General features: G+C 71.8%; 25 protein-coding genes. 9 read left to right on the forward strand and 16 right to left on the reverse strand.

Features of this window, described 5'->3' with window-relative positions; all coding sequences use genetic code 11:
* Positions 1–57: 57 nt before the first annotated feature.
* Positions 58–2736: an FxSxx-COOH system tetratricopeptide repeat protein gene (fxsT, locus tag ACWIX7_RS15105; RefSeq protein ID WP_448617265.1), complete on the forward strand. Its 2679-nt coding sequence runs from the start codon at positions 58–60 to the stop codon at positions 2734–2736.
* A 210-nt stretch (positions 2737–2946) separates the two neighbouring features.
* Here fxsT and ACWIX7_RS15110 read toward each other — a convergent pair whose 3' ends face one another.
* The 12 genes from ACWIX7_RS15110 to ACWIX7_RS15165 all read right to left on the reverse strand — a co-directional run bounded on the left by ACWIX7_RS15110 (position 2947) and on the right by ACWIX7_RS15165 (position 13951).
* Positions 2947–5910: an NAD(P)-binding protein gene (locus ACWIX7_RS15110; RefSeq protein WP_448617266.1), complete on the reverse strand. Its 2964-nt coding sequence runs from the start codon at positions 5908–5910 to the stop codon at positions 2947–2949.
* On the reverse strand, positions 5907–6317 hold the full coding sequence (locus tag ACWIX7_RS15115; protein WP_448617267.1) for a hypothetical protein: 411 nt from the start codon (positions 6315–6317) through the stop codon (positions 5907–5909). The genes ACWIX7_RS15110 and ACWIX7_RS15115 overlap by 4 nt, the downstream gene beginning before the upstream one ends.
* The gene (locus ACWIX7_RS15120; RefSeq protein WP_448617268.1) at positions 6310–7338 is read right to left on the reverse strand and encodes a hypothetical protein; all 1029 of its coding nucleotides are present in this window, start codon (positions 7336–7338) and stop codon (positions 6310–6312) included. Before ACWIX7_RS15120 ends, ACWIX7_RS15115 begins: the two co-directional genes overlap by 8 nt.
* Positions 7335–7616: a hypothetical protein gene (locus tag ACWIX7_RS15125; RefSeq protein ID WP_448617269.1), complete on the reverse strand. Its 282-nt coding sequence runs from the start codon at positions 7614–7616 to the stop codon at positions 7335–7337. Before ACWIX7_RS15125 ends, ACWIX7_RS15120 begins: the two co-directional genes overlap by 4 nt.
* Positions 7616–8083 carry a hypothetical protein gene (locus tag ACWIX7_RS15130; RefSeq protein WP_448617270.1) on the reverse strand — a complete coding sequence of 156 codons (468 nt, stop codon included), beginning with the start codon at positions 8081–8083 and terminating at the stop codon, positions 7616–7618. The genes ACWIX7_RS15125 and ACWIX7_RS15130 overlap by 1 nt, the downstream gene beginning before the upstream one ends.
* Complete coding sequence (locus ACWIX7_RS15135) at positions 8080–9228, reverse strand: polyprenyl synthetase family protein (RefSeq protein WP_448617271.1); 1149 nt, start codon at positions 9226–9228, stop codon at positions 8080–8082. Before ACWIX7_RS15135 ends, ACWIX7_RS15130 begins: the two co-directional genes overlap by 4 nt.
* A 13-nt stretch (positions 9229–9241) precedes the next feature.
* The gene (locus ACWIX7_RS15140) at positions 9242–10198 is read right to left on the reverse strand and encodes a hypothetical protein (protein WP_448617272.1); all 957 of its coding nucleotides are present in this window, start codon (positions 10196–10198) and stop codon (positions 9242–9244) included.
* Positions 10199–10574: 376 nt separating this feature from the next.
* Positions 10575–10862: a transposase gene (locus ACWIX7_RS15145; RefSeq protein ID WP_448617273.1), complete on the reverse strand. Its 288-nt coding sequence runs from the start codon at positions 10860–10862 to the stop codon at positions 10575–10577.
* A gap of 15 nt (positions 10863–10877) precedes the next feature.
* Positions 10878–11003, reverse strand: coding sequence for a transposase (locus ACWIX7_RS15150; RefSeq protein WP_448617274.1), 126 nt, complete (start codon positions 11001–11003; stop codon positions 10878–10880).
* Positions 11004–11228: 225 nt separating this feature from the next.
* Positions 11229–12860, reverse strand: a complete 1632-nt coding sequence (locus ACWIX7_RS15155) for a S8 family peptidase (protein WP_448617275.1) — start codon at positions 12858–12860, stop codon at positions 11229–11231.
* Between the two features lie 139 nt (positions 12861–12999).
* Positions 13000–13386 (reverse strand): hypothetical protein, encoded by a 387-nt coding sequence (locus ACWIX7_RS15160; protein WP_448617276.1) that lies wholly within the window; start codon positions 13384–13386, stop codon positions 13000–13002.
* A gap of 178 nt (positions 13387–13564) precedes the next feature.
* On the reverse strand, positions 13565–13951 hold the full coding sequence (locus ACWIX7_RS15165) for an ArsR/SmtB family transcription factor (RefSeq protein WP_448617277.1): 387 nt from the start codon (positions 13949–13951) through the stop codon (positions 13565–13567).
* A gap of 133 nt (positions 13952–14084) precedes the next feature.
* Here ACWIX7_RS15165 and ACWIX7_RS15170 point away from each other — a divergent pair, with 133 nt between their 5' ends.
* Together ACWIX7_RS15170 and ACWIX7_RS15175 are read left to right on the forward strand one after the other, a co-directional pair.
* Positions 14085–14222, forward strand: a complete 138-nt coding sequence (locus ACWIX7_RS15170) for a hypothetical protein (RefSeq protein WP_448617278.1) — start codon at positions 14085–14087, stop codon at positions 14220–14222.
* Positions 14215–14628: an arsenate reductase ArsC gene (locus tag ACWIX7_RS15175; protein ID WP_448617279.1), complete on the forward strand. Its 414-nt coding sequence runs from the start codon at positions 14215–14217 to the stop codon at positions 14626–14628. The genes ACWIX7_RS15170 and ACWIX7_RS15175 overlap by 8 nt, the downstream gene beginning before the upstream one ends.
* Before the next feature lie 2 nt (positions 14629–14630).
* Here ACWIX7_RS15175 and ACWIX7_RS15180 read toward each other — a convergent pair whose 3' ends face one another.
* Entirely contained in the window at positions 14631–15860 is a 1230-nt protein-coding gene (locus tag ACWIX7_RS15180) for an MFS transporter (RefSeq protein WP_448617280.1), read from the reverse strand.
* A 10-nt stretch (positions 15861–15870) separates the two neighbouring features.
* Positions 15871–17316 (reverse strand): FAD-dependent oxidoreductase, encoded by a 1446-nt coding sequence (locus tag ACWIX7_RS15185; protein WP_448617281.1) that lies wholly within the window; start codon positions 17314–17316, stop codon positions 15871–15873.
* 224 nt (positions 17317–17540) lie between these two features.
* Here ACWIX7_RS15185 and ACWIX7_RS15190 point away from each other — a divergent pair, with 224 nt between their 5' ends.
* The 5 genes from ACWIX7_RS15190 (at position 17541) to ACWIX7_RS15210 (ending at position 21897) form a co-directional block, all read left to right on the forward strand.
* A complete protein-coding gene (locus ACWIX7_RS15190; RefSeq protein ID WP_448617282.1) occupies positions 17541–17981 on the forward strand; it encodes a heavy metal-responsive transcriptional regulator in 441 nt (146 codons plus the stop codon).
* Positions 17982–18429: 448 nt separating this feature from the next.
* Positions 18430–18660 (forward strand): hypothetical protein, encoded by a 231-nt coding sequence (locus tag ACWIX7_RS15195; protein WP_448617283.1) that lies wholly within the window; start codon positions 18430–18432, stop codon positions 18658–18660.
* Positions 18661–18744: 84 nt separating this feature from the next.
* Complete coding sequence (locus ACWIX7_RS15200; RefSeq protein WP_448617284.1) at positions 18745–19527, forward strand: hypothetical protein; 783 nt, start codon at positions 18745–18747, stop codon at positions 19525–19527.
* A gap of 354 nt (positions 19528–19881) precedes the next feature.
* Positions 19882–21426: a multicopper oxidase family protein gene (locus ACWIX7_RS15205; RefSeq protein WP_448617285.1), complete on the forward strand. Its 1545-nt coding sequence runs from the start codon at positions 19882–19884 to the stop codon at positions 21424–21426.
* Between the two features lie 309 nt (positions 21427–21735).
* Positions 21736–21897 (forward strand): hypothetical protein, encoded by a 162-nt coding sequence (locus ACWIX7_RS15210; protein ID WP_448617286.1) that lies wholly within the window; start codon positions 21736–21738, stop codon positions 21895–21897.
* 193 nt (positions 21898–22090) lie between these two features.
* On the opposite strand, the gene ACWIX7_RS15215 is transcribed toward ACWIX7_RS15210, so the two are convergent.
* A complete protein-coding gene (locus ACWIX7_RS15215; protein ID WP_448617287.1) occupies positions 22091–22612 on the reverse strand; it encodes a hypothetical protein in 522 nt (173 codons plus the stop codon).
* Between the two features lie 278 nt (positions 22613–22890).
* On the opposite strand from ACWIX7_RS15215, the gene ACWIX7_RS15220 reads away from it, so the two are divergent.
* Complete coding sequence (locus ACWIX7_RS15220; RefSeq protein ID WP_448617288.1) at positions 22891–24246, forward strand: MFS transporter; 1356 nt, start codon at positions 22891–22893, stop codon at positions 24244–24246.
* A 36-nt stretch (positions 24247–24282) separates the two neighbouring features.
* On the opposite strand, the gene ACWIX7_RS15225 is transcribed toward ACWIX7_RS15220, so the two are convergent.
* Positions 24283–25875 (reverse strand): putative bifunctional diguanylate cyclase/phosphodiesterase, encoded by a 1593-nt coding sequence (locus ACWIX7_RS15225; RefSeq protein ID WP_448617289.1) that lies wholly within the window; start codon positions 25873–25875, stop codon positions 24283–24285.
* Positions 25876–26000 lie beyond the last annotated feature (125 nt).

A 26000-nucleotide genomic window follows, 5' to 3' on the forward strand; every position in this document is an offset into this window, starting at 1 on the left:
TCGGGTCCTGACGGCGACGGGTCTCGTCTACGGCAGGTAATGATGCCATGCTGATGCGTGAGTAGTCGGGGGACCGATTTCTTCATCAGTCACGCCGGTCGGGACACCGCTTGGGCGGAGTGGCTGGCCTGGCAGCTGCAGCAGGCCGGCTACACCGTCGAGTTGGACGTGTGGGACTGGGCTCCGGGGGAGGACTTTGTGGCCCACATGTCCGCGGCACTAGAGCGGGCCGACCGGCTGCTCGCGGTGTGCAGCGAGGCCTACTTCGCCTCTACGTTCGGCGGCGCCGAGCTGCGCGCCGCGTTCGCCGCACAAGCCACCGCGGAACGGCGCATCGTGCCGGTCCTGGTGGAGCCAGTTACTCTCCCCCCGCTGTACGCCACACTGATCCACCTGGACCTGACCGGCCTGGACGAGGAGGCGGCGGCTGCCCGGCTGCGGACGCGGCTGGCCGGAGGTCGACCGATCGGCCCACCCCCGTTTCCCCTTGGAGAACCAGCGCGAAGGGACAGGGCAGGCGACCGGCCGGGGTTCGCCGGCGCCCTACCACCGGTGTGGAAGGTGCCACCCCGCAATCCGCGGTTCACCGGCCGGGACGGCATGCTCACCGAGCTGCGGCGGCGGCTGCGCGCCGGCGAGGGAACGCTGGTGGTGCAGGCGCTGTACGGGCTAGGTGGAGTGGGCAAAACCCAGCTGGCGATCGAGTACGCCCACCGATTCGCCACCGACTACGAACTGGTGTGGTGGATCGACGCCGAGCAGCCGGTGCTCGTCCCCGGGCAGCTTGCCTCCCTCGCTGTCCGGCTTGGCCTTCCACCCGGGCCGACAGTGGACGCCACGGTGGAGCGGCTGCTCGACCAGTTACGTGGCCGGGATCGGTGGCTGCTGATCTTCGACAACGCAGAGCGGCCGGGCGACATCGCTGACTACCAACCGGGCGGGGCTGGGCACGTGCTGATTACCTCCCGCTCCCCCGGCTGGGGAGCGCTAGGTGGCCGGCTGGAGGTCGACGTGTTGGCCCGGACGGAGACGATTGCGCTGTTGTGCGCCTGGGTCCCGGCGCTGAGCGAGGAGCTGGCCGACAAGCTCGCCGCCGAACTCGGGGACCTGCCGCTGGCCGCTGCCCAGGCCGCCGGCTATCTGGAGCAGACCGACCTGCCGCCCGCCGACTATCTGCGCCGCTTCCGCGAGCGCCGAGCGACCCTATTCTCCCGCGGGGAGGTGCTGGGCTACCAGGGGCGGATCGACACCGCCTGGGCGTTGTCGCTGGAGCGGCTGCGCGGCGAGGATCCGGCCGCGGTGCAGCTGCTGGAGCTGGCCGCCTTCCTCGCTCCCGAGCCGATTCCGCTGGCCCTGTTTACCGGCCACCCCGGTCTGCTCGGCCAGCCGCTGCGCGACACCGCCGTCGACCCCGACGCGCTGGCCGACACCGTCGGCGCGCTGATCGGCTACTCGCTGGCTCGCCGCCATCCTGACGGCTTCCAGGTGCACCGGCTTCTGCAGGCAGTGATCCGCCAACGGCTACCCGTCGACCGGCAACAAGCCACCGCCGAGGCGGTGGTGGCGCTGCTGGCCGCCGCTTCTCCCGGCGATCCGGAGGATCCGGTCAGCTGGGCCGGCTACGTCGCGCTGGCTCCGCACGTGCTCGCGACCGCCCCGCTGGGCGACCATTCTCCCGCCGGCCGGCGACTGGTCCTGGACACTGCCCACTACCTGCAAACCAAAGGCGACGGTTCCAGCAGCCGGGCCGTCTCCGAAGGGCTGCTCGACCGCTGGCGGTCCATCCTCGGCCCCGACCATCCCGACACTCTGACCGCCGCAAGCACTCTTACCTTCGCCCTGACCTCGCTGGGGGAGGAGGCGTCGGCCCGCAGGCTGGGCCAGGACACGCTGCAGCGCTGCCGCCGGATGCTCGGTCCGGACCACGCCGCCACCCTGTTCGCGGCGGCCGCCTTAGCCGTCGCCCAGCTTTCGCTGGGTGAGGTGGAGCCGGCCCGGGCCTTGGGCGAGGACACTCTGCAGCGCTGCCGCCGGGTGCTCGGCCCGGACCACGCCACCACCCTGCTGGTGGCGGCCGTCCTGGCCCACGCTTTGGTCCAGTCGGGTGAGGCGGCCCGGGCCCGGGCCTTGGGCGAGGACACCCTGCAGCGCTGCCGCCGCATACTTAGCCCGGACCAAGCCATCACCTTATTGGCAGCGACTGCCCTGACCGTCGCCCAGCTTTCGCTGGGTGAGGTGGAGCCGGCCCGGGCCTTGGGCGAGGACACTCTGCAGCGCTGCCGCCGGGTGCTCTGCCCGGACCACACCACCACCCTGCTGGCGGCGGCCACCCTGACCGTCGCCCTGGTTCAGTCGGGTGAAACAGAGCGGGCCCGGGCCCTGGGCGAGGACACTCTGCAGCGCTGCCGCCGGGTGCTCGGCCCGGACTACACCATCACCCTGTGGGCGGCGACCACCCTGACCGTCGCCCTGGTTCAGTCGGGTGAAACAGAGCGGGCCCGGGCCCTGGGCGAGGACACTCTGCAGCGCTGCCGCCGGGTGCTCGGCCCGGACTACACCATCACCCTGTGGGCGGCGACCACCCTCACCCACGCCCTGGTTCAGCTGGGTGAAACAGAGCGGGCCCGGGCCCTAGGCGAGGACACTCTGCAGCGCTCCCGCCGGGTGCTCGGCCCGGACAATCCAATCACGCAGTCTTTGACGCAGGTCGCCAGCGGCCACCTGCCGGGTCGGTGACGGTGTGCCGCCGACCCGCCGGAATCGGCCGCTGTAAACGTCACTCCTTCCGTGAGGTGACCAGATCGTCATCCGGCGGATGGAGCGGGTGCTGGCAGTGAGCCGGCGCTGGCCCGTGACGGTCTACGAGGTGTACGACAGGGATGGGATTGCGCCAGTTGAGTTGACTCCTTCCTGTGAGGCTTCGGCCTCTGCTCCTTCAGAAGTAGCTCAGACCGGCGGGTCAGCACCGATGATCTCCATGCGCGCGGGGTCCTGGTGCCGTCCACGGGGGGAGGACTGCGGCGTTCGACGGGGTGCCGACGACGGTGGCGGGGAGCCAGTGTTATCGGTGGAAAGTGTAAAGAGCGACTGAGTTGCCGTAGACGCGGACGTGCCGGACTTAGTCCTGTTTCCGGTCCAGGAGTACGCGGACGCGGCCAGCGGGTCGGTGACCGGTTCTGACGGGGGCGTCGACAGCCCAGGGGCGAAGAGCGAGATCCGGTCGACCCGATGCCCCTGCCGCTCGCCGGGGCATCGGGTCCCGGCCTCCTGGGACTGCCCGCCCGACTTCGGTTCGGCTGGCGCCTGTCCCCCGGGAGGTGGCGACGCTGCCGCGGCCGGAGCGGGTTCGGGACGACGGGGGAGGGATGGGGCAGCGACCGGTGGTAATGGCGGTCCAGGCGGGGCCGGCGGCGCCAGCCAGGGGGCGGTGGGCCAGGACTGTGCCGGTTCGGCGACGGCTGCGGAGGCCGACGGTCCCGGGGACGTCGGAGCCGCTGGGGACGGTGGTGCCGGTGGAGGTGTCGGCCACGGTGGTGTGGAGAGCGGTCCTGGGGCCGTGTCATGCATCGTCTGCTCCAGGTACTGCCGCCAGGCCTGCAGGTAGGCGAGCAGTTGCCCGGTGTAGTCGTCAGGTGTGATTGTCACGTGCTGGCCTCCTGGGAGAGCTGGGACGGGTGGCCCGACGGCCCCTGAGGTGCCCAGGGGGTGGGGGAGTGACGCTCGGGCGTACTGCGAGTCGAGGTTGCGCAGTCTGCGAGCGTCGAGAGGTTCACGGTTCTCGAGGTCGAACACGAAGCAATAGTCGCCCGCTGGGGACGGCAGCCGTACCGGGGTCGAGATCCCCTGGTACAGGAACCCCAGCGGCGTCCGCCAGTCGAGCGCCCGCCTGCCGTCCCGGCGGTCAGTGCCGCACGTCTCGACCCAGACGTAATGGTCGAGGATCGCGTTTACGGCGTGACGTGCGGACTCGCAGGCAGCCTCCATCGTGGTCATCCGGGTGAAAGTCCTGGTCCAGGTGCCAGCGAACACCAGTGAGTTGTGGTGCACCTGGTAACCACCGTGGCGGGCTTGCCAAACGTCGCGCCAATTCAGGTCCTCCGTCCACAGGTCGTCTGTCGGCCGAGTGGTCCAGGAGGTGCCGCTGGGGTCCCAGGGGTCGCTGCCCGGCCGATTCGGCCAGTCCCCCTTGATGGGGATGAGGTAGGGTGCCTCATTTCGCTCCGCGGGGCCGTCGCCCTGGCCGGGACCGGATCCCGCGACCAGATTGCGGTCGACCGCGTACCACACGGGCCAGGGCAGGAGAGCCTCGGGGACGTCGTCGACCTCGCTGATGATGGCGTTCACGATCTGCCGCCACACCTCCGTGGCTAACTCGTCGAAGGTGCAGTTGCGGGCGGCCTTGCCGCGCCCCTGCTCGTCGACCAGGTAATGGGATGGGGCGTTGAAGTCGCCGATGTCGACCGAGAGCACCGTGGCGTAGCCGTCCCGGGGCAGAACCGGTTCTTTTTCCCACAGGCCATGTTGGTTGATTGACGAGAGAGCCCACTCGGTGCCGGAGTAGTACACATGCCCTTGGACGAACCGGAGTTCCGTGTCGAAGTAGTATTGGATGCCCGCCAGCGTCTGGAACCGATCCCATGGCTCCAGTCCCATCTGAGCCATGGCGAAAGGGTCCCTTCGTTCCCGAGGCCGTGTCTCATGGGGCTCCAGCGGCCCCGCCGTGGGCGGCGCCGAGGTGGTGAACCCGTCGAGGCCAGCCACGGTGCCTCCGGTGCCCGCCTCGCGGAGCGACTTGGTGATGCGCTCGGCCGTCGGGGCGTCGACGGCGACCACGATGTAGTCCGGGGTCAGCCTCGTGCCATCCGTCAGGACCACCACCACCCGCGGCCGCAGGTGTGGCGGATGGAGCCGGTCGACGGTCGGGGGCTCAAGGTGGTCCACTCCGGAGCGGATGAAGCGCACGCCGAGCTGGACGAGGTGCCGGTACCAGTGATCGAACCACGCCTCGGTGGTGGGTCCGTTAAGCACGCCGTCGGTCTTGCTGTCGCGGGGGTCCATCTGCAGGAACAGCTGGAGGTAGCTCGTGATGCTGGTGCGGGCGTCCCCCCAGGGCAGGCTGAAGGCGGCGAGGATCTTGGGCATCTCCAGCAGAAGCGCCTGGAAAGAGGGTGTGTACGTGTATTGCTGCGGCGCGGTGGTGTCGACTCCGAGTAGGAAGTCCAGGGCCGACAGGTTCTGCAGCTCCGAGGCCCGGCGCAGGGGACTAGTGACCAGGTAGTGCAGGAGCCTTTGTACGAAGGTCTGGGCGTCGGTCGGAGTGATGCCGAAGTTGATGAGTTGGCTGAAGAGGGCGGGCACCTCGGTCAGGGTCTGGGGTGCCTGACGGGAGACGACGAGGGTCGGCTTTCCCCGGACGGTGATGGCCCCCGTGACCACACGGCGAATGTTGTCCATCACGGTGAGAGATGTAGGGTGCCAGATCACCTCGCCGTCGGGACCGTGTTGGTGCTGGTAGAGCGGAATGCGCTGGAGCAGGTCCCAAATGTGCAGGTAGTACGCCGGGAAAAAGCGGAAGCCGTGCTCACCGGGTATTGCTCCCTCGGGCGTCCGAGGTCGGCCTCGTCGCCCCGGGAACGGCCGCAGCCGCGCCCGGCTTCCATCCGCGCCCGGAGTACAGGTCGAGTACTGGGAGGCCGCGAGGCCGCCGAGCTTGACAGTGGGGTAGGTGGCCGCTGGCGCACTGCCCAACTCGCCCCGCTCGTCGGCCTGCGGTTCATAGACGATGACGTCGAAGCCGCGCTCCACCAGTTCGTGTGCGGCGGTGAGGCCGGCGATGCCGGCACCCAGAACGGCGGCCGTCGGGCGCGGGTCACGTGAGGCCGGGGTCGGGATCACGTACGGAGAGCTCATCCAGCGTCCATCCCCTCTCGCAGCGCCGCCAGGAGCCCGGGTGCCGAGGGGGCCCGCACGGCGGCGTGGGCGTAAGCGATCAGGGCGTCGTGGGCACGGACGACGTCGTCGAGCGAGCCGCGCACGGCCACCCGGTCCGTCTCCACTGCCTCGCTCAGCGACATCTCCGCGTCCAACACGCCGATGATGGCTCTGCGGGAAGTGGCGACCCAGGCGCCGGCCGCACTTTCGGCGCCGTCCGTGACGTCAAGCCGTGTCCCGCCCCGTACGGAGAAAATTTCGCCATCGACGTCCATTGCGACGGCGAGCGGCCCGAGCTCCTCAAGGAGGGCGTGGTAGCTCTCCGGGACCTCGGACGCCAGGTGGTCGAGCGACCGGCGGAGCAGTGAGGCCACCGACTCAGCCATGGAGCAGCTCGAACACGCCGACTCCGCTGAAGTCGATCTTCTCCCCGCCAACCGACCCGCTGACCCGGGCGGTGCCGCTCGTCTCGCACAACATGACTGACCGGTTGAGGTGGAGTTCGCTTGGCTGGGCCAAGCGGGCGTAGGACTGGGGGTGGAACTTGGCGCGTACCACGTCGGCCGGGTTCCTTGCCAAGATGTCGATGGACGCTGGTACATCAGACGCACCGCCGCCCAGCACCAGCCGCATCGGAGGAGGCAGCGTGCAATCGGGCAGGCGGCCGAGTAGGCCCGAGGAGGTTGCCTGCACGGCCGCATCCCGGAACTTCACTGCCGGCTCGTCGTGGTGCCACACATAGAGGGCCTGGGACAGGCTGCGGAGGCGTCGCCGGTCGGTCATACGCATAAACACGAACGACCACGGGTCCTCGGGCCTCAGGGGGAGGACCGAACCCCACTCCCAGCCAAAGTCGTCTCCCCAGTGGAACCGGCCCCAGTTGTGATCGTGGTAAGCCACGTCCCCGTTTAGGCGGTACTCCCGGTTACCAACGCAGAACCAACCGTCGGCACGGAGCCTCGGGACGAACAACCAGTTGACCCGCCCGGCCCCGACGGGTTGGTTGTTAACGACAAAGGGCCGGCTGACGGGCGTGAGGTGGAGCTGTCCCCTCGCTGCATGGCCGGGCAGGTCGATCAGAATTTGGTAGCCGCCGGGGCCCACGGTCATCCTGTTGCCTCCGACGGTCAGGTCCCCGAGGTCCGCAGACACATCCGGCACGGCGTCGAACCGCGCTACGACGCCCGTCCAGCGCTGGTCGTGGGCGAGCACGATCACGCGGGGCACGAGCCGGGGTGAACGGCCGCGGAGCACCTCGTTCGTCAGGTTGAAGTTGACGAGCAATCGCCAGCCCGGGCGGTGGACCACGAAGTGGTGCCACTCCTTGAAGCCTTCGGGTCGGGCGCTGGCAAACACCGGGGCCCGGAGGAAGTCGCTGCGGGCGAGAGTCGCCGCCGGGCCGGTCATCGCAGCCACTCAATTGGCCTCGGCGACGAGGGCGGCGAACTAGCCGACTGTGCGTGCGGCGCGTCGGCTACGCCGACTTGGGGGAGGCACTCGACCGCGTCACCAAGGCGCGCCAGCGCCAGGAGCAAGTAAATGAAGTCGTCCGCTTCACCGATGGTGTCCCGACGGCAGTCATCCGCAGCCAGCGCGCGAACCAGCCGGGCCAGGCCGACCAGCCCCAACAGGCAGTGGACAAGACTGTTCTGCTCAGTGAGTGCCTCGCGGGGGTCGGTGAGCATCAAGCGAATCCCTCCGGTCGGAGGTGGGCCAGAACGGTGTCGTCGAGCGCTCGTCCGGTGAGGGCGTCGGCAAGCAATTCCGCCCATGCGTCCGGGATGGCGCTGGGTGGCGCCGGGCCGTCGAGTACGTTGAGGCTCACCGTGTCCCAGATGAGTCGGAGGTGGTCGACCGCCTGCGACGCGACTAGCGCGTCGCGCAACTCTGCTCCGGCAGGGGTCCCCGCGTAGCGGCGCCCCTCGGCGACGAGCAGGTCGTACACGGCGCGGGCGGCTGCCGGGTTACCGAGTACCGCTCGACGCACGCCGACTAGCAGCTCGTACATCCCCCGCTCCCCTTTGGAGACATCCTCCGGGGGAGCGGGCAGGAGCCCGGGGACGTTCCGTTCGAGGAGCTCGACGGTGAGTGCCCGGATTCGGTCGAGCTCGGCCAGCATGGTGAGGAGCGCCTCGGGGGTGAGGGTGCTCATCGGGTGCGCTCGTGGACGTAGTCGACGAGTCCGCGGAGCACGTCGCGGTGGTGGCTGGCGGGGAACCAGTCGAGCGCGGCCAGCACGGCCGCGGCCTCATCCGCCTGCCGGGCGGCCACCGCTCGGGCGTGGTCCAGCGAGCCGGCCCGATGCAGCAGGTCGTAAAGCCAACGGATGTCATCGAGAGTCTTTCCCTCCCGGGTGCCGAGGCCTTCCAGGTGGGCCAGGACCTCGGCTCGCTCGGCCGACGACAGGTCGCCACGCGTGGTCAGGCGGTCGAGCAGTGCACCGAGTCGCAGCTCCGGGTCGGTGGTCGGCTGGCGTCTTGCCAAGATCTGCACGGCCCGACCCCGTTCTGCCGGGGCCGCATGGCGCAGCGCGTGGAGGAGCATCAGCGTCCGCTTGCCCTCCCAAAGGTCGCCTCCGATCTCCTTGCCGTACTCCTCGGGGTCGGCGCGGAGGTTCAGCAGGTCGTCGGTGATCTGGAATGCCGCACCGAGGTGGCGGCCGAGGGGCTCGAGCGGCGTGAGCTGTTCAGGCGGCGAACCGGCGGCGATGGCGCCGACCTGCATGGGTGTGATGAACGAGTACCAGCTGGTCTTCAGCTCCACCATGTGGAGATAGTCGGCGTCGTCGAGCTGGCAGGTGTTGGACCGGACCCACTCCAGCTCGATGGCCTGCCCTTCGACGGTCAAGCGGGTCATGCGGGCGACGGCCCTCAGGATGCGCAGGGCCGGTCCGAGCCCGATGCGCTCGACGTTGTCGAGGAGGGGTTGCAGCGAGAGGGACATCATGGCGTCGCCCACGTTGACGGCGATGGGGACGCCGTGGTCGACGTGCAGCGTAGGCCGACCCCGACGCAGGACCGACTCGTCCTCGATGTCGTCGTGAACGAGAAAGGCGTTGTGGTACAGCTCAAGCGTCGCCGCGGTCGGGAGCACGGCTTCGAGCCGCCCTCCCAGGCCGAGGCACGTCGCGATGCTCAGCGTGGGCCGGAGTGCCTTACCGCCACGCAGTGGGTAGTCGAGGATCAGGTCGAAGAGGGTGCTCGACGTCCCGGCACGATACGTGAAGAGCCGTCGGATTTCGCCCGCGCAGAGCTCATGGCATGACTCCAGGTAGTGGTCGAGTTCCGGTGGGGTCATCGCGGGCTCGGTCTCAGGTATGGAAGACGACGACGCCGCGCTCGTCCTTGACACGTGTCGCGAAGCGGATCCGAACCGCGAGTTTGATATTGCCCCCCGCGTTCTCACCGATGACCTCGAGGCTCGGCGGGACGCTGATGGCGAGGTCGACCGGCTCTTCCCCGGGGGATGCCTCCGCGGCTCTCCCGTGCGCGATCTCCTGCCTCCGCCCGATCATCAGCGTCAGGTTCGTTCCGGTACCCCCATCGTCTAGTTGCGAGGTCCGGTGTAGGGAGTTGGCGTTCGCCCCCGCCAGCAACTTCTCCCTGACGAGTTCGCCATCCACCAGCCGGTTGAACTCCCTGAAGTGCGCCGAGCTGGCTATGAGGCAGGACGGCGCACGGTAGCCGCTGTCCTCGAGGACCTCTCGGCCATCAAGGAGTGCCCCGAGGATCGCTTGGGCAGGATCTTGTGGCGGGGTCGTTGCTGGCGGGGTCGTTGCTGGCGGGGTCTTTGCTGGCGGGGTCTTTGCTGGCGGCGGCAGGCTGGGAATGTTCAACGGTCGGTACCAGCCAAACGCTGTGGTGCTCGCCGCCCTTCCTTTCGCGGGCTGAGCCGTGCCCAACGCTGGTGCTCTGAGGACATCGAAGACCGCCTTGTCAACGTTCTGGGCGAGAGTCACGGTCCTGGGAATCACGCTGGCGAGGAGGGCATCAGGGGTGAGTGCGGTTACCTGGGCCAACGTCACCTCGAATTTTACGCACTCGGTCCCCAGATCGAGGCTGCCGAGATCGAGGGGGGTCTCGGGGGGGTGTTTGGACGACGTTGTTGCAACGTCCGCCAACCTGAAGATGACCTCGTTGCGTATGCAGACTTGTCCCGGGTCGTGTGTGTCCCAGTGCGGTATCGCCTGCCAGGCGACACTGGCCCGCTCAAAGGTCTGCAGGACTGCGTGATCGGCGATCGCCTTCCGCTCAGCGCTCAAGGACATGCCGGCGCGATCCCTTCTGGTGTCACCGCACGGTTACAACTGACGCCAGGCCTGAACGGGTCGACGACGTAGGACGGAGACCGCTGCGACGCGCCGTCTCCCGTCGATCCACCGGGCAACTCGTCCATCTGGGGTGAACTAGGCTCAGTGCACGAAGAGGCGGACAGTGCCTTGAGAGCCCTTCCAAGGTTGGCGCGTGGTACTCGCTGACCGGCAAGAGGCCGACGTCCCACCGCGGCGGGACACCGTCGGCACGGACGAGCGGCGTGTACCGGCTTGCCGTCGCCCGTTCGGGAGGCGGCATCCGGAGAGGCATGACAACAGAAGAACATCCAATGCGTCACGGGAACGTCACCAGGTGCGCCTCGTCGTCAGGTCACCGCGGGAGCGGCCCAGCGCGTGAGCGGCCGGCTCGCCGTACCGGCGGGTCCACCTGAGCCTCGGGATGCCGGCGGGCGCCGGTGGCGTGCTGATGAGCCCGGTTGATTGTCCAGTCCACCGACACGGACCAGTCAATCAACTCTGCATCGGCGCTGAGAGCCTGCAGCGTGGACAAGATCGCCGCCCACACTCCGGCAAGTTGCCAGGCGCGGAACAGGCCGTACACGTTTTGCCAGCTGCCGTACCGCTCCGGCTTGTCCCGCCACGGGCCGCCGGTGCGCACCCGGGTGCCCGTCGATCAACTGTCGTCGCCTCCATCGCCGACGCCGGCCCGGCTTCCTCCGACCGACAGCAGCGGCGCCAGGATCGCCCACTGCTCGTCGGTCAGGTCATGGCGGGCACCGGCGGGTAGGGTGCCGTCCACGGGGTCACCGTGGTGAGGGTCTTCCTGGTCGTTGATCCCCCTACCGGAGACCTCGCCTATTTCCTCACACCAACACGCCGGCCCCGCCCAGCGGGCGACTTCTCAAACAAGGCCTAGACGGAAAGCTCCCGTTGAGCAGAACTGCGCGCTGCGAACGGCACGGCGGGATGCTCGCTCTGTCGGATAGCCCGGAGCCATCGGTAGAAACGCTTCCGATCTATACGCCTAGGCCTTACATGGCAACGACAGGGAACTGACGGAGCGGGCGAGTTGCACGGCTTTGTGCGCGTCCAGGCGGCCGTAGCCATACAGCGGGCTGTGTCCTCGGTCGTCGTACTGACCGCCTTCCGGGTCGATGGGCACACAGGCGTGGCGGAGGATGTCCTTGACCTGGGTGGCACGCAGCGCGGGGTTGCATGCGACGACCAGTGCTGCGACGCCGGCAGCGCCCGGGCAGGCACTCGATGTGCCGCCGAAGTCATTCGTGTAATGACCCGCGGCGTCGCCCTTGGAGAGCAGCCCCGGGTTGTAGCCCGCCTGGCCGCGGCGATCGGTAGTCCAGATTCCCGTAGTCAGCGGATCGGGATGAGCCATTTCGGGCCACGGTAGGTCGTTGCTTGGAAAGGAGCAGAACACGGCCTCACCGTAATCGCTATAGACGCTTCGCTTGCCGCGATCGTTGCAGGCAGCGACGGCGAGTACGTGTGAGTAGCTGGCGTAGCCGTCGAGATCGACGCTCTCATTGCCGTTGCCGGCGGCGAAGAGGATCAAGCAACCCTTGCCGCCACGCCCTCGTGTGGTGGCGTAGTCGATGGCCAGCCGGGTGTGGTCGGGAATGGGGCTGGACTGGCTTGAATCGTTGGGTTTCCACCAGGGCTTGTCCAAGGGGCCCCAGCTGCACGAGATGACATCGGCGCCGTGGTCAGCCGCCCATCGAAATGCAGCCGCCTCTCGTACGGAGCCGAGCCCGCCGGGCATGCGGATGGGCAGGAGCCTCGCCTTGGGCGCCACGCCGGATGCGCCATCGCCACCGTCCGCGCAGGCGACGCCCGCGCATGCGGTGCCATGGTTGTCGTTGTTTCCCGGAGACGGATCGTCGTCGATCATGCTCGGTGAAAAGTCGCGCGGTGCCACAATTTTGCCGGCTGCCGCGAACTCCGGATGTCTCAGGTCGAAGCCGTCGTCGAGCACCGCGATCGTCGCCCCCTCCCCGAGCGAGAAGGCATGTGCGGCCTTGACGTTCGCGCTGGCGTCGATGTCGACTCCGGCGATACTGGTCCGCATGAGGTGCCACTGCTGCGGGAAGATGGCGCGCCCCCGCGAGCGCTGGATTAGTTCGGGATGGCACAGCTCCACCTGGGGGAGCGTCAGGAGCTGATCGGCGATCTCAAAGACCTTTTGGCCGCTTCCCTCCGGTGTCGCAACGAAATATGCATTGGTCGCATACGTCTCGGTCTCTTTGACGACGAGCCCGGCCTCGTTCAAGATGCGCTCGCATTCGGCGGAATCGACATCGTCCCGGAACTTTACAAACAAGTTTTCCGTGTAGATGATCGGCTCGCCCGAGGTCTCGCTCACCAAAACGCGTCCGGCGAAGCGCACATCATCGAACGTCTCAAGAGCCGTGCGAACATCTGCGGTGTTGCGCGCAGCTCCCTCGGGTCGGCGATACAACTCGACTCCCGCCTCTGGGAAGGCCGCGACCAGATCCAGACCCTCGACCGCCTCGGCCTCTGGCCTCGGAACCGGCCCCTCGCGCAAGGAGCGTCGGGAATGCGTCCGGACAACGAGCAGGTCCGGGTCTTCTTTCAGTCGAAAACGGGTTCCGTTCCTGCCGCCGAAGCTCACCTCGGGCATGACATTTTCTATCCTCTCAATCAACAGATTCCCGGTGTGTCCGGACGCCTTGAGTCATCTCCGATACGACGTCACCATCACCGGTGTCCGTCCATGCACGCCGCTGCCCGCAGCATGAACGAGGCTTTCACCTCCCCCGTCACCAAAGCGTCACCGCAGTGGTGTGCCCCGTCTTTCGTGGAGTCGTGTCGTTGGAATCCTGACCGCGCAACTCGACGGAGGGTTCGTGGGCAGGCGTGGATGTCCGCCGGAGTTCCCCCGCAAGGTGCTCGACCTGGTCGCGGCCGGTCGCCCGATGATCAACGTAGCGCGGGATCCGGGGATCAGCGCGCAGGCGATCTACACCGTTGCGCCAGGTCGTCGACGAGCCGCCCGATGAAGCCGGCTTCGGTCGTGGCGTCATCTGCACCGGTCGGTAGGACATCCCTCGGTGTGGTCGCCGTGTGGTCGCGTACTGCATGCCAGTGAGGGTGCGGCGGCGGTAGTCACCGACATCCGACTCGGGATTGACCAGCGCGGACGTCACCGGACATCACCGTCTGGCACGCCCGGGCTGGGACTTTTAATCCGCGGGTTGTGGGTTCGATCCCCACGGGGCCCACAGGACGTGGCTTCGGCCAGCGGTCTCCCGGGCCGGTCAGTCGTCGGTGAGGAGCGGAACGACGGCGAGGTCGGCGGAGACGTGCGGCTCGGTGCTGCCGTCCTCAGCAGGAGGACGGCAGGCCACCAGCAGCGTCGGCCGGCGTGGTGGTGCTGAGCACGCCGGCCAGCGCATCCAGGGCGCCGGGCACGAGCGCGTAGTAGGCCCACACCCCGCGCTTCTCGCGGACCAGCAGCCCTGCGTCCACGAGCACCTTCAGGTGGTGCGACACCGTCGGCTGGGACAGTCCGAGGGGCTCGGTCAGGTCGCAGACGCAGGCCTCGCCGCCCTCGTGCGCGGCGACCATGGACAGGAGCCGCAGGCGTGCGGGGTCGGCGATCGCCTTGAGGACCCGTGAGAGGTCGGCAGCTTCGTCGGCGGTCAGTGCCCGGCGCACCAGCGGAGCGCAGCAGACGAGGGCCGTCGAGGGGATGGCCACGTCGACGTTCACACGACCAGTATGCGGACGAGATTGATATCCGTCGATGTGTCCGGCAGGGTGGCATCGACGTGTCGCCCCCTGGGCCGCCCGGCGCTGCTTCCCCCGGCGACCGCACCGTCCCCGACGCAGTGAGGAGGGCTCGATGACCGGCAACCACGAGGCACTGCTCGCGCTGCTGGTGCCCGAGGCCATGCTGCACCGCCTCGTCGACCGGCTGCCGCTGGCGCCTCGCGTCGACCGCGCCGGCTCATCGACCCCGAGGAGGTGCTCCCGTGGCTGACAAGCCCAGCGTCCTGTTCGTCTGCGTGCACAACGCCGGCCGGTCCCAGATGGCTGCCGGCTGGCTGCGCCACCTCGCCGGCGACGCTGTCGAGGTCCGCTCAGCGGGTTCCGTGCCGGGCGACCGGATCAATCCCTCCGCGGTCGAGGCCATGGCCGAGGTCGGCATCGACATCACCGATCAGCGGCCCAAGGTGCTCACCACCGAGGCCGTCGAGGCCTCCGACGTCGTCATCACCATGGGCTGCGGCGACGCCTGCCCGGTCTTCCCGGGCAAGCGCTACCTGGACTGGGCCCTCGAGGACCCCGCCGGCAAGGGGGTTGAGGCCGTGCGTCCCATCCGGGATGAGATCGAGTCCCGCACCCGCGGCCTGCTGGCCGAGATGGACCTCCCCGTCCGCGGCTGAGATCAGCGGGCCCGGCCGCCGGCCGCCGCCAGCGCCACGGCCACCACGACGAGCGCGGCGAGCATCCAGAACATCGCCGGGTAACTGCCGGTCAGCTCGGCCAGGGCGGTGCCGCCCCACGGCGCCAGCGCGGACGCCGCCGTGATCGGTGCCGAGAACAGTCCCGAGAGCGTGCCGTAGCGGGCGACGCCCCACCGATCCGCGACCACGGTCGCCTGCAGCAGCGTGCCGGCACCCCGGATCGCACCCGCGGCGATGGCCGCGGCGACGAGCAGGACCGGCGGCCCGGGCAGCGCCGCGAGCAGGGCGATCGCGGCTGCCGAGGTCGCCACGATCGCCACGGTCCGCCCCGTCGGGCTGGTGCGTGCCGTCAACGGGGCGTAGCCGAGCCGGCCCAGGAGCTGCCCTGCGCCCAGCAGACCCAGGGTGGTGGCGGCCAGCCCTGCGGACAGGCCGCGATCGGTGAGCAGCGGGATCAGGGTCAGGCTGGCGGCGTAGAGGCCGAAGGCCGTCAGGGTGAGGGACGCCGAGAGCAGCACGAAGCTCGACGTCCGCGCCTCCGCCGGCAGCCGTCGCCGTCGCGGTGGGTGGTCGGCGGGTCTCGAGGAGCCGTGATCCGGGGGCGGCGTCCACGGCGGGGTGAGGGCCAGGGCGTGCAGCGGCACCGTCACGACGGCCAGCACGGCGGCGAGGACCAGGTAGGTCGTCCGCCAGCCGAGGTCCTCGAGCAGGGCGTGGGTGAGCGGCGCGAAGATCGTGCTGGACAGGCCTGCGACCAGGGTGACCGCGGTGATGGCCTGGACTCTGCGGTCGCCGTACCAGCGGGTGAGTGCGGCGAAGGCGGCCTGGTAGAACACCGCGGCCATGGCCACGCCGGCGACCAGCCAGGCGGCGAGGAACCAGCCGTAGGTCGGGGCCAGCCCGATGCCGACCGTCACCGGCACTGCGAGCAGTGAGCCCGCGGTCATCACCGGGCGCGGTCCGTACCGGTCCAGCCAGCGGCCGATCGGGATGCCCGCGAGCGCGGAGACGATCAGCCCGGCGGAGAAGGCCGCGGTGGCCGCGGTCGCCGACCAGCCGGTGTCGGCGGTGATGTCGGCGAGGGCGACGGGGAAGGCGTAGTAGAGGACGCCCCAGCTGGTGATCTGGGTGATGCACAGCGCCACCAGGGCCCGCCGCGGCGAGCGTCGAGGGGGCCCGACGCCCGCCGCCGCGGTGCCTGCCTGCTCCATGCGGCGGAGGTCAGCCGCAGGACCGGCTGCTGGTCGGCACCGTCTGCGGGGCACTGCCGCAGCAGCTCGCGACCGGCTCCTCGCCCGAGCGGCCGTGGGCCGAGCCGGTGGCGAAGCCGACGCCGCCGGTGCCGCAGCCGGAGGCATCCGCGGACTCGTCGGTCTCCCGGTCGCCGAGGTCGGTGGAGCAGACCCCGGTGGAGGGCAGGTCCAGCTCGACGCGCTCGGCCGCCTCGGTGTCACCGGCCAGCTCCGCGGCGATGGAGCGGACCTGCTCGTGGCCGGTGGCCAGCAGGAACGTCGGCGCCCGGCCGTAGGACTTCATCCCGACGACGTAGAACCCCTCGTCCGGATGCGCCAGCAGAGCCTCGCCGTGCGGCGGGACGGTCCCGCAGGAGTGGTAGTTCGGGTCGATCAGCGGCGCGAGGCGGGCCGGGGCCTCCAGGGCCGGATCGAGCTCGAGGCGGACCTCGCGCAGCATGTCCAGGTCGGGGCGAGAGCCGGTGGCCGCGGCGACGGCGTCGACCTGCAGGACGAGCGCCTCGCCGTCCCGGCCCGAGCCGGTGACGGTGATCGGCCCGGTGCCGTCGGCCGGAGGCGTGAGCGTGCTGACGGTGAAGTCGCGGATCAGGCGGACCGCCCCACCGGCCACGGCGGCCCTCAGCGTCGAGCCGAGCAGGCCGCGCGCGGGCAGGCCGTCGGCGTCGCCGCCGCCGTAGAGGCGGGCGGGGGAGCGGCCGCGGATCGCCCAGGTGATCTCGGTGCCCGGCTCCTCTGCGCGCAGCTGCACCAGTGCCAGCAGGGTGGTGGCCGCCGAGTGGCCCATGCCGACCACGAGGGTGTGCCTGCCGGCGAAGCGCTTGCGGTCGGCGCCGAGGACGTCCGGCAGCGGCCCGGTCAGCCATGGGCCGGCCCGGTCCTCGCCGATCGCCGGCAGCCCGGCCACGCCCAGCGGGTTGGCCCGGCCCCAGGTGCCGGAGGCGTCGATCACCGCGCGGGCCCGCAGGTCGACGACCCGCCCGTCGCGGACGGTGCGGACCAGGTAGGGGCGCCCCGCCCGGCCGATGGTGCGTGTCTTGTCCACGCCGTCGCGGCTCACCGCCAGGACCCGGGTGCCGGTCCGGACCCGGGGCGCCAGCTGCGGGGTGGCCGCCAGGGGAGCGAGGTAGGAGTCGACCAGCTCGGCGCCGGTCGGCAGCTGGTCCCGGTCCGGCGACTCCCAGCCGCCCTGCTCCAGCAGCCGGGCCGCGGCGGGGTCGACGTCGTACCGCCACGGGGAGAACAGCCGGACGTGGCCCCACTCCCGGATCGCGGCGCCGACCTGGTCGCCGGCTTCGAGCACGAGGGGCTCCAGACCCCGCTCCAGCAGGTGGGCGGCGGCAGCCAGCCCCACCGGCCCCGCTCCGATCACCACGACCGGCAGCTGGGACGCCACGTCGGCGCGTCCTGCACTCATCCTGACCGACTCCCCATGGACATAGACCGTGGTCGATGGACGCAACGTAACAGTCCGAGGGGCGCAGCAACGTCTGCTCGTCGTGCTGCGAGGCTCTCGCCGGCCCCGTCCGGCTGTTCGCCACTCTCGCCGCCCGCACGCCCGAGGGCGCGGAGGCCTGCTGCGCCGGCTGACCACTCCCGGGGTTGACCTTGGACCGTGGTCCAAGGTCTAGCGTCCACCGCATGGACACCAGGGCCGTCCGGGGACTCCGAGTCGCGGAACTGGCCGCTGCCGTCGGGGTGTCGCCGGACACGGTCCGCTACTACGAGCGCGCCGGGCTGCTGCCGCCACCCGACCGCACCGCGGCCGGGTATCGGAGCTACGACGCCGGCGCGGTGGACCGGCTCAGGTTCATCCAGGGAGCGCAGCGGCTCGGCCTGCACCTGGCGGACATCCGCGACCTCCTGACCGTCCGGGACACCGGTACGTGCCCGTGCGAGCCCGCCGAGGACCTGCTCCGCCGTCGCCTGGCGGAGGTCGATGCCCAGATCGCCCGGCTCGTCACGCTCCGCGCCGAGATGGCCGCCATGGTCGATGCCCTGCCGGCTGCTGACTGTCCACCGCCGACCCCCGGCACGTGGTGCCCGCCCACGGAGGGAGGTGACTCCCCGTGCTCGAGCTGACCTGCACCTGCGACCCGGACTGCTGCGACGAGACGTGCGACTGCGACTGCTGATCGCATGAACAGGGTGGGCGGACGCCGGGCACCCGGGACCGGCGGACGCTCATGGCGTCGAGCTGTCCCGTGCCCCCACAGCTCGACGGCGGACTCGGCGGCCCCCGCGGAAGGCTCCACGGGCCCGACCGGAGCGACACGCGGGTGCCGCACCGGCGCGCAGGCGTGACCGAGCGCCGTGGGGAGCCGTGCCACGCTCGGGAGCAGGGCGTTTGTCGACAAGACGGCGCCCGCAGGGACGGGTCGCCGGCCCCTCGACGAGGCCTCCACAACGATGCGGTGACGGCGCCGTCGGCGGGGTGTCCGAGGAGGCGGTCGGCGGTTCGGTGGGCCCTAGTTTTCCGGCTGCGCGCGGCCCTTCCCCGGCCGCGGCGGGACCGCCCGAGGAGCCCTGCGTGAGCACGCCGAGCACGACCCTTCCCCGCACGTCGACCCAGGCCGCGGACACCCCGGCCGACGACGGGCTGGCCCTGTTGCTGGACCTCTTCGCGCTCGAGCCCGCCGAGGAGCCGGCGCGCCGTCCCGTCAGCCGGCACCGGGCCACGCCCCGCGCACGGCTGCGGGACTGGACCCGGCGGGCGGCCCTCTGGGGCGCCGGTCCACAGGGGGCCTGGCGTGCCTGGTGAGCGCACCCCCCGATCGACGTCGATGACCACCCGGTCCACCGCCTGCGAGGCGGCCGGACCGCACTGCGGAGGTGTGGAGCGGTGATGCTGGAGCTGGGTGAGGCCCTGGTGGCCCTCGTCGCGCTGCTGGCCCTCGTCGTCGCGCTGGGCCGCAGCTCGACGTCGCGCTACGAGGCCGAGCGCGCGCGCCGGGCCCGGCAGCAGGCGGACGCCGCTCCCGCGGACCCGCGGACCCGTCCCGACGTCGACACGACGGCGCACCCGGCCGGCCGCGGGACGTCGGCGTGGTGGCTGGTCGACGAGTCCGGCGACCAGCCGGGCGGGGTGGTCGTGGCCGGACCGTTCGCCGACCGGGTGGAGGCGGACTGGGCCGCGGTCTCCGGCGGGTTCCCGGCCTGGACGCAGGTGGTCCACGGCGCGCGCCGGGCCGACGGGGCGCTGGTCCGGCGCCAGTCGCCGCAGGAGCGGGCGTGGCTGGCCGAGCTCGGCAGCCAGCTGGACCGGCTGGCCGACGACTGGGACGAGCTGCTGTCGGACGCCGACGCGCTGACCACCCTCCTGGTCGAGGTGAGCGCGGCGCTGGTCGAGGCCGGGCTCACCCTGCACGACGCCGCCGGCGAGGGCCCGGCCGGTGGCGTGTGCCTGACCCCGGACCCGGCCCGCCGCGGCATCCTCGTCACCTGGCGCCAGCACGACCGGATGAGCCTGGAGCGCGTCCGGGGCGAGGCGGTGGAGGCGGCCGTGGAGCGCACCATGAACGCCGCGATCGCCGACGTCCTGACCTCGATGGGCTTCCCCGTCACGCCCGTCGGGACGACGGGGTGCCACCTGGTCGCCGCCGACCAGCAGTCGGCGTCGGCGGCCTGACGCCGCAGCGACCGGACCGGACCTGCCGGAGGCGGACGCTCGGCGAACGTGCAGCTCGGACGCCCGGGGCGGGCCACGTGCGGGGACCCCGCAGCGTGCTCGCAAGTGGACGTTGCGTGGTGGCCGTGCACGCACCGTGGTTGGGTTGCTGCCGCACGTCACGCGGATGGCGCCCGACCCAGCCCTGCGAGCCCGGACGCCGACCCCCCGCTGAGCACACAGCGGGCCGTTCGCCCCACCCGATGGGCGATGACCTCCCGCGCCGCTCCGCGTTCCCCTCCCGCGCCACGGGCGCATCGACGCCGGTCCCGTACCGGTGCGGCTCTCTGCAGGAGAGCAGGAAAGGACGCGGTCATGACAGGTCCCGACTCGCCCCGAACCGATCCGGATCGGACCCCGGACCCGGTCCCGTGCCCGGACGTCGCCGGCAGGCGCCTCGTCCCCGGGCTCAGCCGCCGCCGGGCACTGCAGCTGGGTGGGCTGGGCCTGTTCGGGATCGCTATCGGCGCTCCGGGCTGGGGGCCCTCCGCCGGGCTGGCCCTCGCCGCCGAGTCGCTCTCCGAGCCCGAGACGCTGCGCAGCGCGAACGGCCTGCTGCGGGTCCGCCTCGAGGTCGCCGAGACCTCCGTGACCCTCGGTGGCCGGCCGGCGCACATGCTGACCTACAACCGCACCGTGCCCGGCCCCACGCTGCGGCTGCGTCCCGGGGACCGGCTGCAGGTCGAGCTGGTCAACCGGCTCTCCGAGCCGACCAACCTGCACACGCACGGGCTGCACGTCTCCCCGAAGGGCAACGCGGACAACACCCTCGACGTCCACGTGCACCCGGGGGAGTCCTTCCAGTACGACATCCAGCTGGCCGACGACCACCCGCCCGGCCCGTTCTGGTACCACCCGCACGAGCACCACCTAACGGCCGACCAGATCTGGAGCGGTCTCTACGGCGGCATCGTGGTGGAGGACGCCGGCCCGGAGGTCCCCGTCACCCGGGACCGCGTCCTGGTGGTCTCGGACACCACCCTGGACGACGCCGGCCACCCGGTGCACGTCTCCGAGTGGGAGCGGATGAAGGGCCGCGAGGGTCGGCTGGTCCTGGTGAACGGGCAGCTGACGCCCACGCTCGAGGCCCGCCCGGGGGAGCGGGAGCGGTGGCGGATCATCAACACCTGCACGTCCCGGTTCCTCAAACTGCGGCTCGACGGGCACCAGGTGGACCTGCTGGCCACCGACATCGGCCGGCTCGCCGAGCCCCGCCGGGTGGACGAGGTCGAGGTCCTCAACAGCGGCCGGGTCGACGTCCTGGTGACCGTGGGCGAGCGGACCGGCGAGCTGCAGGGGCTGGCGAACCCGCGCACGCGGGGCGGTGACGGCCCCTCCGGGGCCCCGGGGGCGCTGGCGACGCTGCAGGTGAGCGGCAGCCCCGTGCCCGCCCTGCCGCCGGTGCCGGCGTACCCGCAGCTGCCGGACCTGCGCGGGGTCGAGCCAGCCGCCCGCCGCACCATGGTCCTCGGCCTCGACCGGTCCGGCGGAGGTCACGGGGACCACGGCGACGGGCACGGCACGGACGGGATGGTCATGACCATCGACGGCCGGCCCTTCGACCACGCCCGCACCGACCACGTCACCCGGCTGGGGACGGTCGAGGAGTGGACCTACGTCAACCACACCGGGATGGACCACCCGATGCACCTGCACGTGTGGCCGATGCAGGTCGTCGCCGTCGACGGCCGGCCGGTCGAGGACGTCGTCTACCAGGACGTCGTCCGGGTGTCGGCGGGCGGTGAGACGACGGTGCGCATCCCCTTCGAGGACTTCGACGGCCGCACCGTCTTCCACTGCCACGTCAACGACCACGAGGACGCCGGGATGATGGCCGTGGTCGAGGCCCGGACCGGCTGACCTCCGCGGCCTCGCCGCACGAAGGGTGTGCGGGGAGCGTCGGGGCCACGGGTCACCTGTCGACGGCGCCGGACATCCGGCCCGACGGCTGAGGTCGGACGAGCAGGGCCGGGACGAGCAGGTGGGCCGCCGGGCGGGCCCGGGGCGTCAGCGGGCGGACGGCGGTCAGAGCACCGCGGTCGAGGGCGTCGAGGGGTGCCGACCCAGCGGCCCCAGACCGGCGCGACGGTGTACCGCACGCTGCCCAGGTTCAGCGTCGTGCTGTCGGTGCAGGTCTGGGTGGCCGCGCCGGGGTCGGCCGGGACGTAGATGCCGGAGACGCCGTCGGACACCGCGCCCGTGCAGCTGCCGGTGTCCATGGGCGCGTTGCTGAGGGTGGCGGTGCGCTCCAGCACGTACCCGGTCGCCGGCCGGCCGCCGTACGGCCGTGCCGTGGGCCAGGTGACCGTGAAGGTGCGCACCGCCGGGTAGATGCCCGCGGCGGTCACCGACGGCGCCGTGGTGCTCCCGGCCGGCATGCTCGCGGCCTGGCCGGAGAGCACCGCCTCGCCGGCGACGGCCCAGGCCGCGGACGCCTCCGGGGGCGGACCGAGCGGGCCGACCGCGAGCGCGAGCAGCACGGGGAGGGCGAGCAGGCGGTCGCGCACGACGGGCAGGGCGGAGGTCAGGCGGAGGCGCCGGTGACCGTGACGGGCACGCTGAAGCCAGCGCCCTGACAGCCGTCCTCGGCCGTCGCGATCATGTAGAGGGCGCCCGGGACGGTCAGCGGGGTGGGCGCGGAGTCCGCCGCCAGGGTCACGGGTGGGGTGAGCGGGATCGGCGCGGTCGTGGTGGGCAGCACGTTGCCGGCGGCGCAGGTGCGGCCGGTCAGCGGGTTCGTCGTCACCGAGCCGAGGGTGGCCGAGGTGATCGTCACCGGGAACGGGTTGGGGTTGGTCACCGTGGTGGCGACCGACCCGACGGTGCCCGAGCCGTAGCCCGTCGCCGGCGCCGTGCCTGCGGGCAGCGGGTACAGCGCACCGACGGGGCTGCCGGCGCCCACGACGAGGCCCGTGACGCTCGCGGCCCGCGCGGAGCCCTGGCCGGTCCCGGTGGCGGTCCAGGACGCGACGGCGACACCGCCGCCGGTCAGCAGCAGGGTGACGCCGAGGACGACCCCCGCCCGCCGGCGCAGCCTGGTCCACATCGTGGTCTCCGTCCCCCGCCGTCCGATCCGTCGTGCACGACCATCGGCCGCGCCACCGGCTTTGTTGAGACGAACGTGTCGCGGGCCTCACCCGGGAGGGGCGGGACGTGACCACCGTGACGTTTGAGCCGGTGCTGTGGCGACCTGCACAGACGTGGGGACGGCGAGACGCGGCGCGAGCTGCAACCGTGGATGTGGGTGCCCGAGGTCGTGTGCTCTCCCCGCCCCTCGAGCGGCCACCCCGGTGGTGGCCCGCGTCTCCCTCCTGCGAGGTCCCCGTGCCCATCTCCCCGCTGCTCTCCCGTGCCCGCACCCCGGTGCCGGCACCGGTCGCTCTCCCGCCGTCCCGGCTGCAGGCCGCGGTCGCCGCCGTCTTCGCACTGGACGGCGCCGTCTTCGGCAGCTGGGCCGCCCGGGTGCCCGACGTCGCCGCCACCGTGGGCGTCGGCCACAGCGCCCTCGGCGTCGCGCTGCTCTGCCTGTCCATCGGCGCACTGGCGGCGATGCAGGTCACCGGCGCGCTCTGCGCCCGGCTCGGCGCCGGCGTCGTGGCCACCGCCGGGGCGCTGCTGCTCTGCGTGTCCGTGGTGCTGCCCGGTCTGGCGACGTCGATGCCCGGGCTGTGTGCCGCCCTGCTCGTCTTCGGCGCCGCCACCGGCATGGTGAACGTGGCGGCCAACGCCGTCGGTGTCAGCGTCGAGCGTCGGCTCGGCCGGCCGCTGCTCTCCGGCCTGCACGCCGGCTTCAGCTTCGGCGGTCTGGCCGGCGCGCTGCTCGGCGGACTGCTGGCGACGGTCGCCGGCGTCGCCGCCCACCTGGTGCTCGTCGGCGCCCTCGGCCTGCTGGTGACCGCCTGGGCCGGGCGGGCGCTCGTCGGTGCGGACGGTCCGCGGTCCGCGGTACCCGGACCCGCCGCGGAGGAGGGCCGGTCGCGGCCCACCGCGGTGCTCGTCGTCCTCGGGGCCGTGGCCGGCTGCACCGCCTTCGGCGAGGGCGCGCTCTCCGACTGGGGCGCGCTGCACCTGCGCGAGGAGCTCGGCGCGACGACGGCGCTGGCCGCCGCCGGGTACGCCGGGTTCTCCCTCGCCATGGCCTGCGGCCGCCTCGCCGGGGGCCGGCTGGTGGCGGCGATGGGGGAGCGGCGGCTGCTGGCCGGCGGTGCCGTGCTGGCCGCCGCCGGGGGGACGGCCGCGATGACGGCGACCTCGCTGCCGACCGCCCTGGCCGGGTTCCTGGTGGTCGGGCTCGGACTGGCCAACGTCTTCCCGCTGGCGATCTCGCGGGCCGGCGTCCTCGGCGGTGCGCGCGGCATCGCCCTGGCCACCACCGTCGGCTACACCGGGCTGCTCGGCGGGCCGCCGCTGATCGGCCTGCTGGCCGAGCACGCCGGGCTGCCCGCGGCGCTGGCCACGGTGCCGCTGCTCGCGCTGGTCGCCGCGGTGCTGTCGCTGTCGGTCGCCGGGGACGTGCTGCGGGTCCCGGTGACGCGGCGGGCCCTGGTCACCGCCGTCCGCGGGGGCACCGACGGGCTGCGCGAGGCCGTCGTCCCCCGGCTGCAGCCCCTGGTGTCGGGCTTCGGCCACGGCACCGCCGTCTACGTCCGCGAGCTGCGGACCCTGGACCCGTCGGCCTGACGGTCCCCCGTCCGGCCGCCGGCCGGACGGCGGCGGTCAGGTCCCGGCGGACAGGACGACGCCGCCGGCGGTGGAGGACTCGATCGCAGCCATCCGTGCGAGCACGCCCTCGGCCGGTCCCGGTCGGCCCAGCCAGAAGCCCTGCGCCTCGTCGCAGCCGAGCGCGACCAGCCGCTCCCACGTGCCCCGGGTCTCGACGCCCTCCGCGACCACCCGCAGCCCCAGTGCGTGGGCCAGCTCGATGGTGCTGCGCACGATGACCTGGTCGGTGCCGTCGACCTCCATGGTGGACACGAACGAGCGGTCGATCTTCAGCGTGCTCACGGGCAGGCGGCTGAGGTAGGACAGCGAGGCGTGCCCGGTGCCGTAGTCGTCCACCGACAGGGTGATGCCGAGCGCGCGCAGCCGCTGCAGGACGTCGAGGGCCTGGCTGGGGTCCTGCATCGCCGCGCTCTCGGTGACCTCGAGTTCCAGGCAGTCCGCCGGCAGGCCGTGCTCGGCGAGCAGAGCCGCGATCCGGTCGGGCAGGGCCGTGTCGAGCAGGACCCGGGCGGAGAGGTTCACCGCGACGCTGAGCGCCACGCCCTCCGCCCGCCAGCGGCGGCAGTCCTCGAGCGCCTGGCCGAGGACCACGTCGGTGAGCGTGCGGATGAGCCCGGTGGTCTCGGCCAGGTCGATGAACTCCGACGGGGGGAGCAGGCCCCGCTGCGGGTGCTCCCAGCGGACCAGGGCCTCCACCCCGATCACCCGCCCGTCGGTCAGCGCGGCCTTGGGTTGGTAGTGGACGCGGAGCTCGCCGTCGCGGATGCCGCGGCGCAGGTCACCGAAGAGGCCCAGCTGCGCGGGGTCGTGCCGGTCCAGGTCGGGGGAGTGGACGACGACCCCGCTGCGGTCGGCCTTGGCCGCGTACATGGCCACGTCCGCGGCACGGAGCAGCTCGGTCGGCTCGGTACCGGAGGTGGCCACGCCGAGGCTGCCGTCGACCTCGAGCACGAGGCCGTCCACCTCGAAGGGCAGCCGCAGCGCGCCCAGGATCCTGCGGGTGGTGTGCTCGACGGCGTCCGGGTCGGCGTCGCGCAGCAGCACGACGAACTCGTCCCCGCCCAGCCGCGCGAGGACGTCGTCCCGGCGCAGTTCGCCGGTCAGCCGCTCGGCGACGGCGCACAGCAGGGCGTCCCCGACGGCGTGCCCGAGGGTGTCGTTGACCTCCTTGAACCGGTCGAGGTCGAGCATGACCACGGCGAGCGGCGAGCCGCCGGCGGCCGCGTCGTCGACCGCCGCGCGCAGCTCCTCGGCCAGCCCGGCCCGGTTGAGCAGTCCGGTCAGCGGATCGGTGCGGGCGCGCTCGCGCAGCTCCTGCTCCGCATGCACGCGCCGGGCGTACTGGGACTTGAGGTCCCGGGCGCGGCGCGACCCGAAGACGCCCATGAACAGGTGCGAGGCGGCCAGCAGCAGGACGACGTCGTCGAGGGGGCCGACGGCCGACCGGGACCAGCCCGTGATCCGTCCGGGCAGGTCCCACACCCCGCTGGCCACCGCGACGAGGACCGTCAGCAGCGCCACCACGGTCCCCTCGCGGGCCACGGTGGACCGCAGCGGGGCGAGTGCCTCCGACCGGTTCCCCGCCATCCGTTCCTCCACGACTCGCTCCCGGTGGTCGCCGCCCGCCCCCGCTGAGGTCCCCGTCCCAACGACACCGACGCCGGCGACCTTGAGCCGCCCGGAGGGTCCTCACCCCGGCGGGGGAGCCGCGG

It is taken from the genome of Geodermatophilus sp. URMC 65 (genome assembly GCF_053502545.1).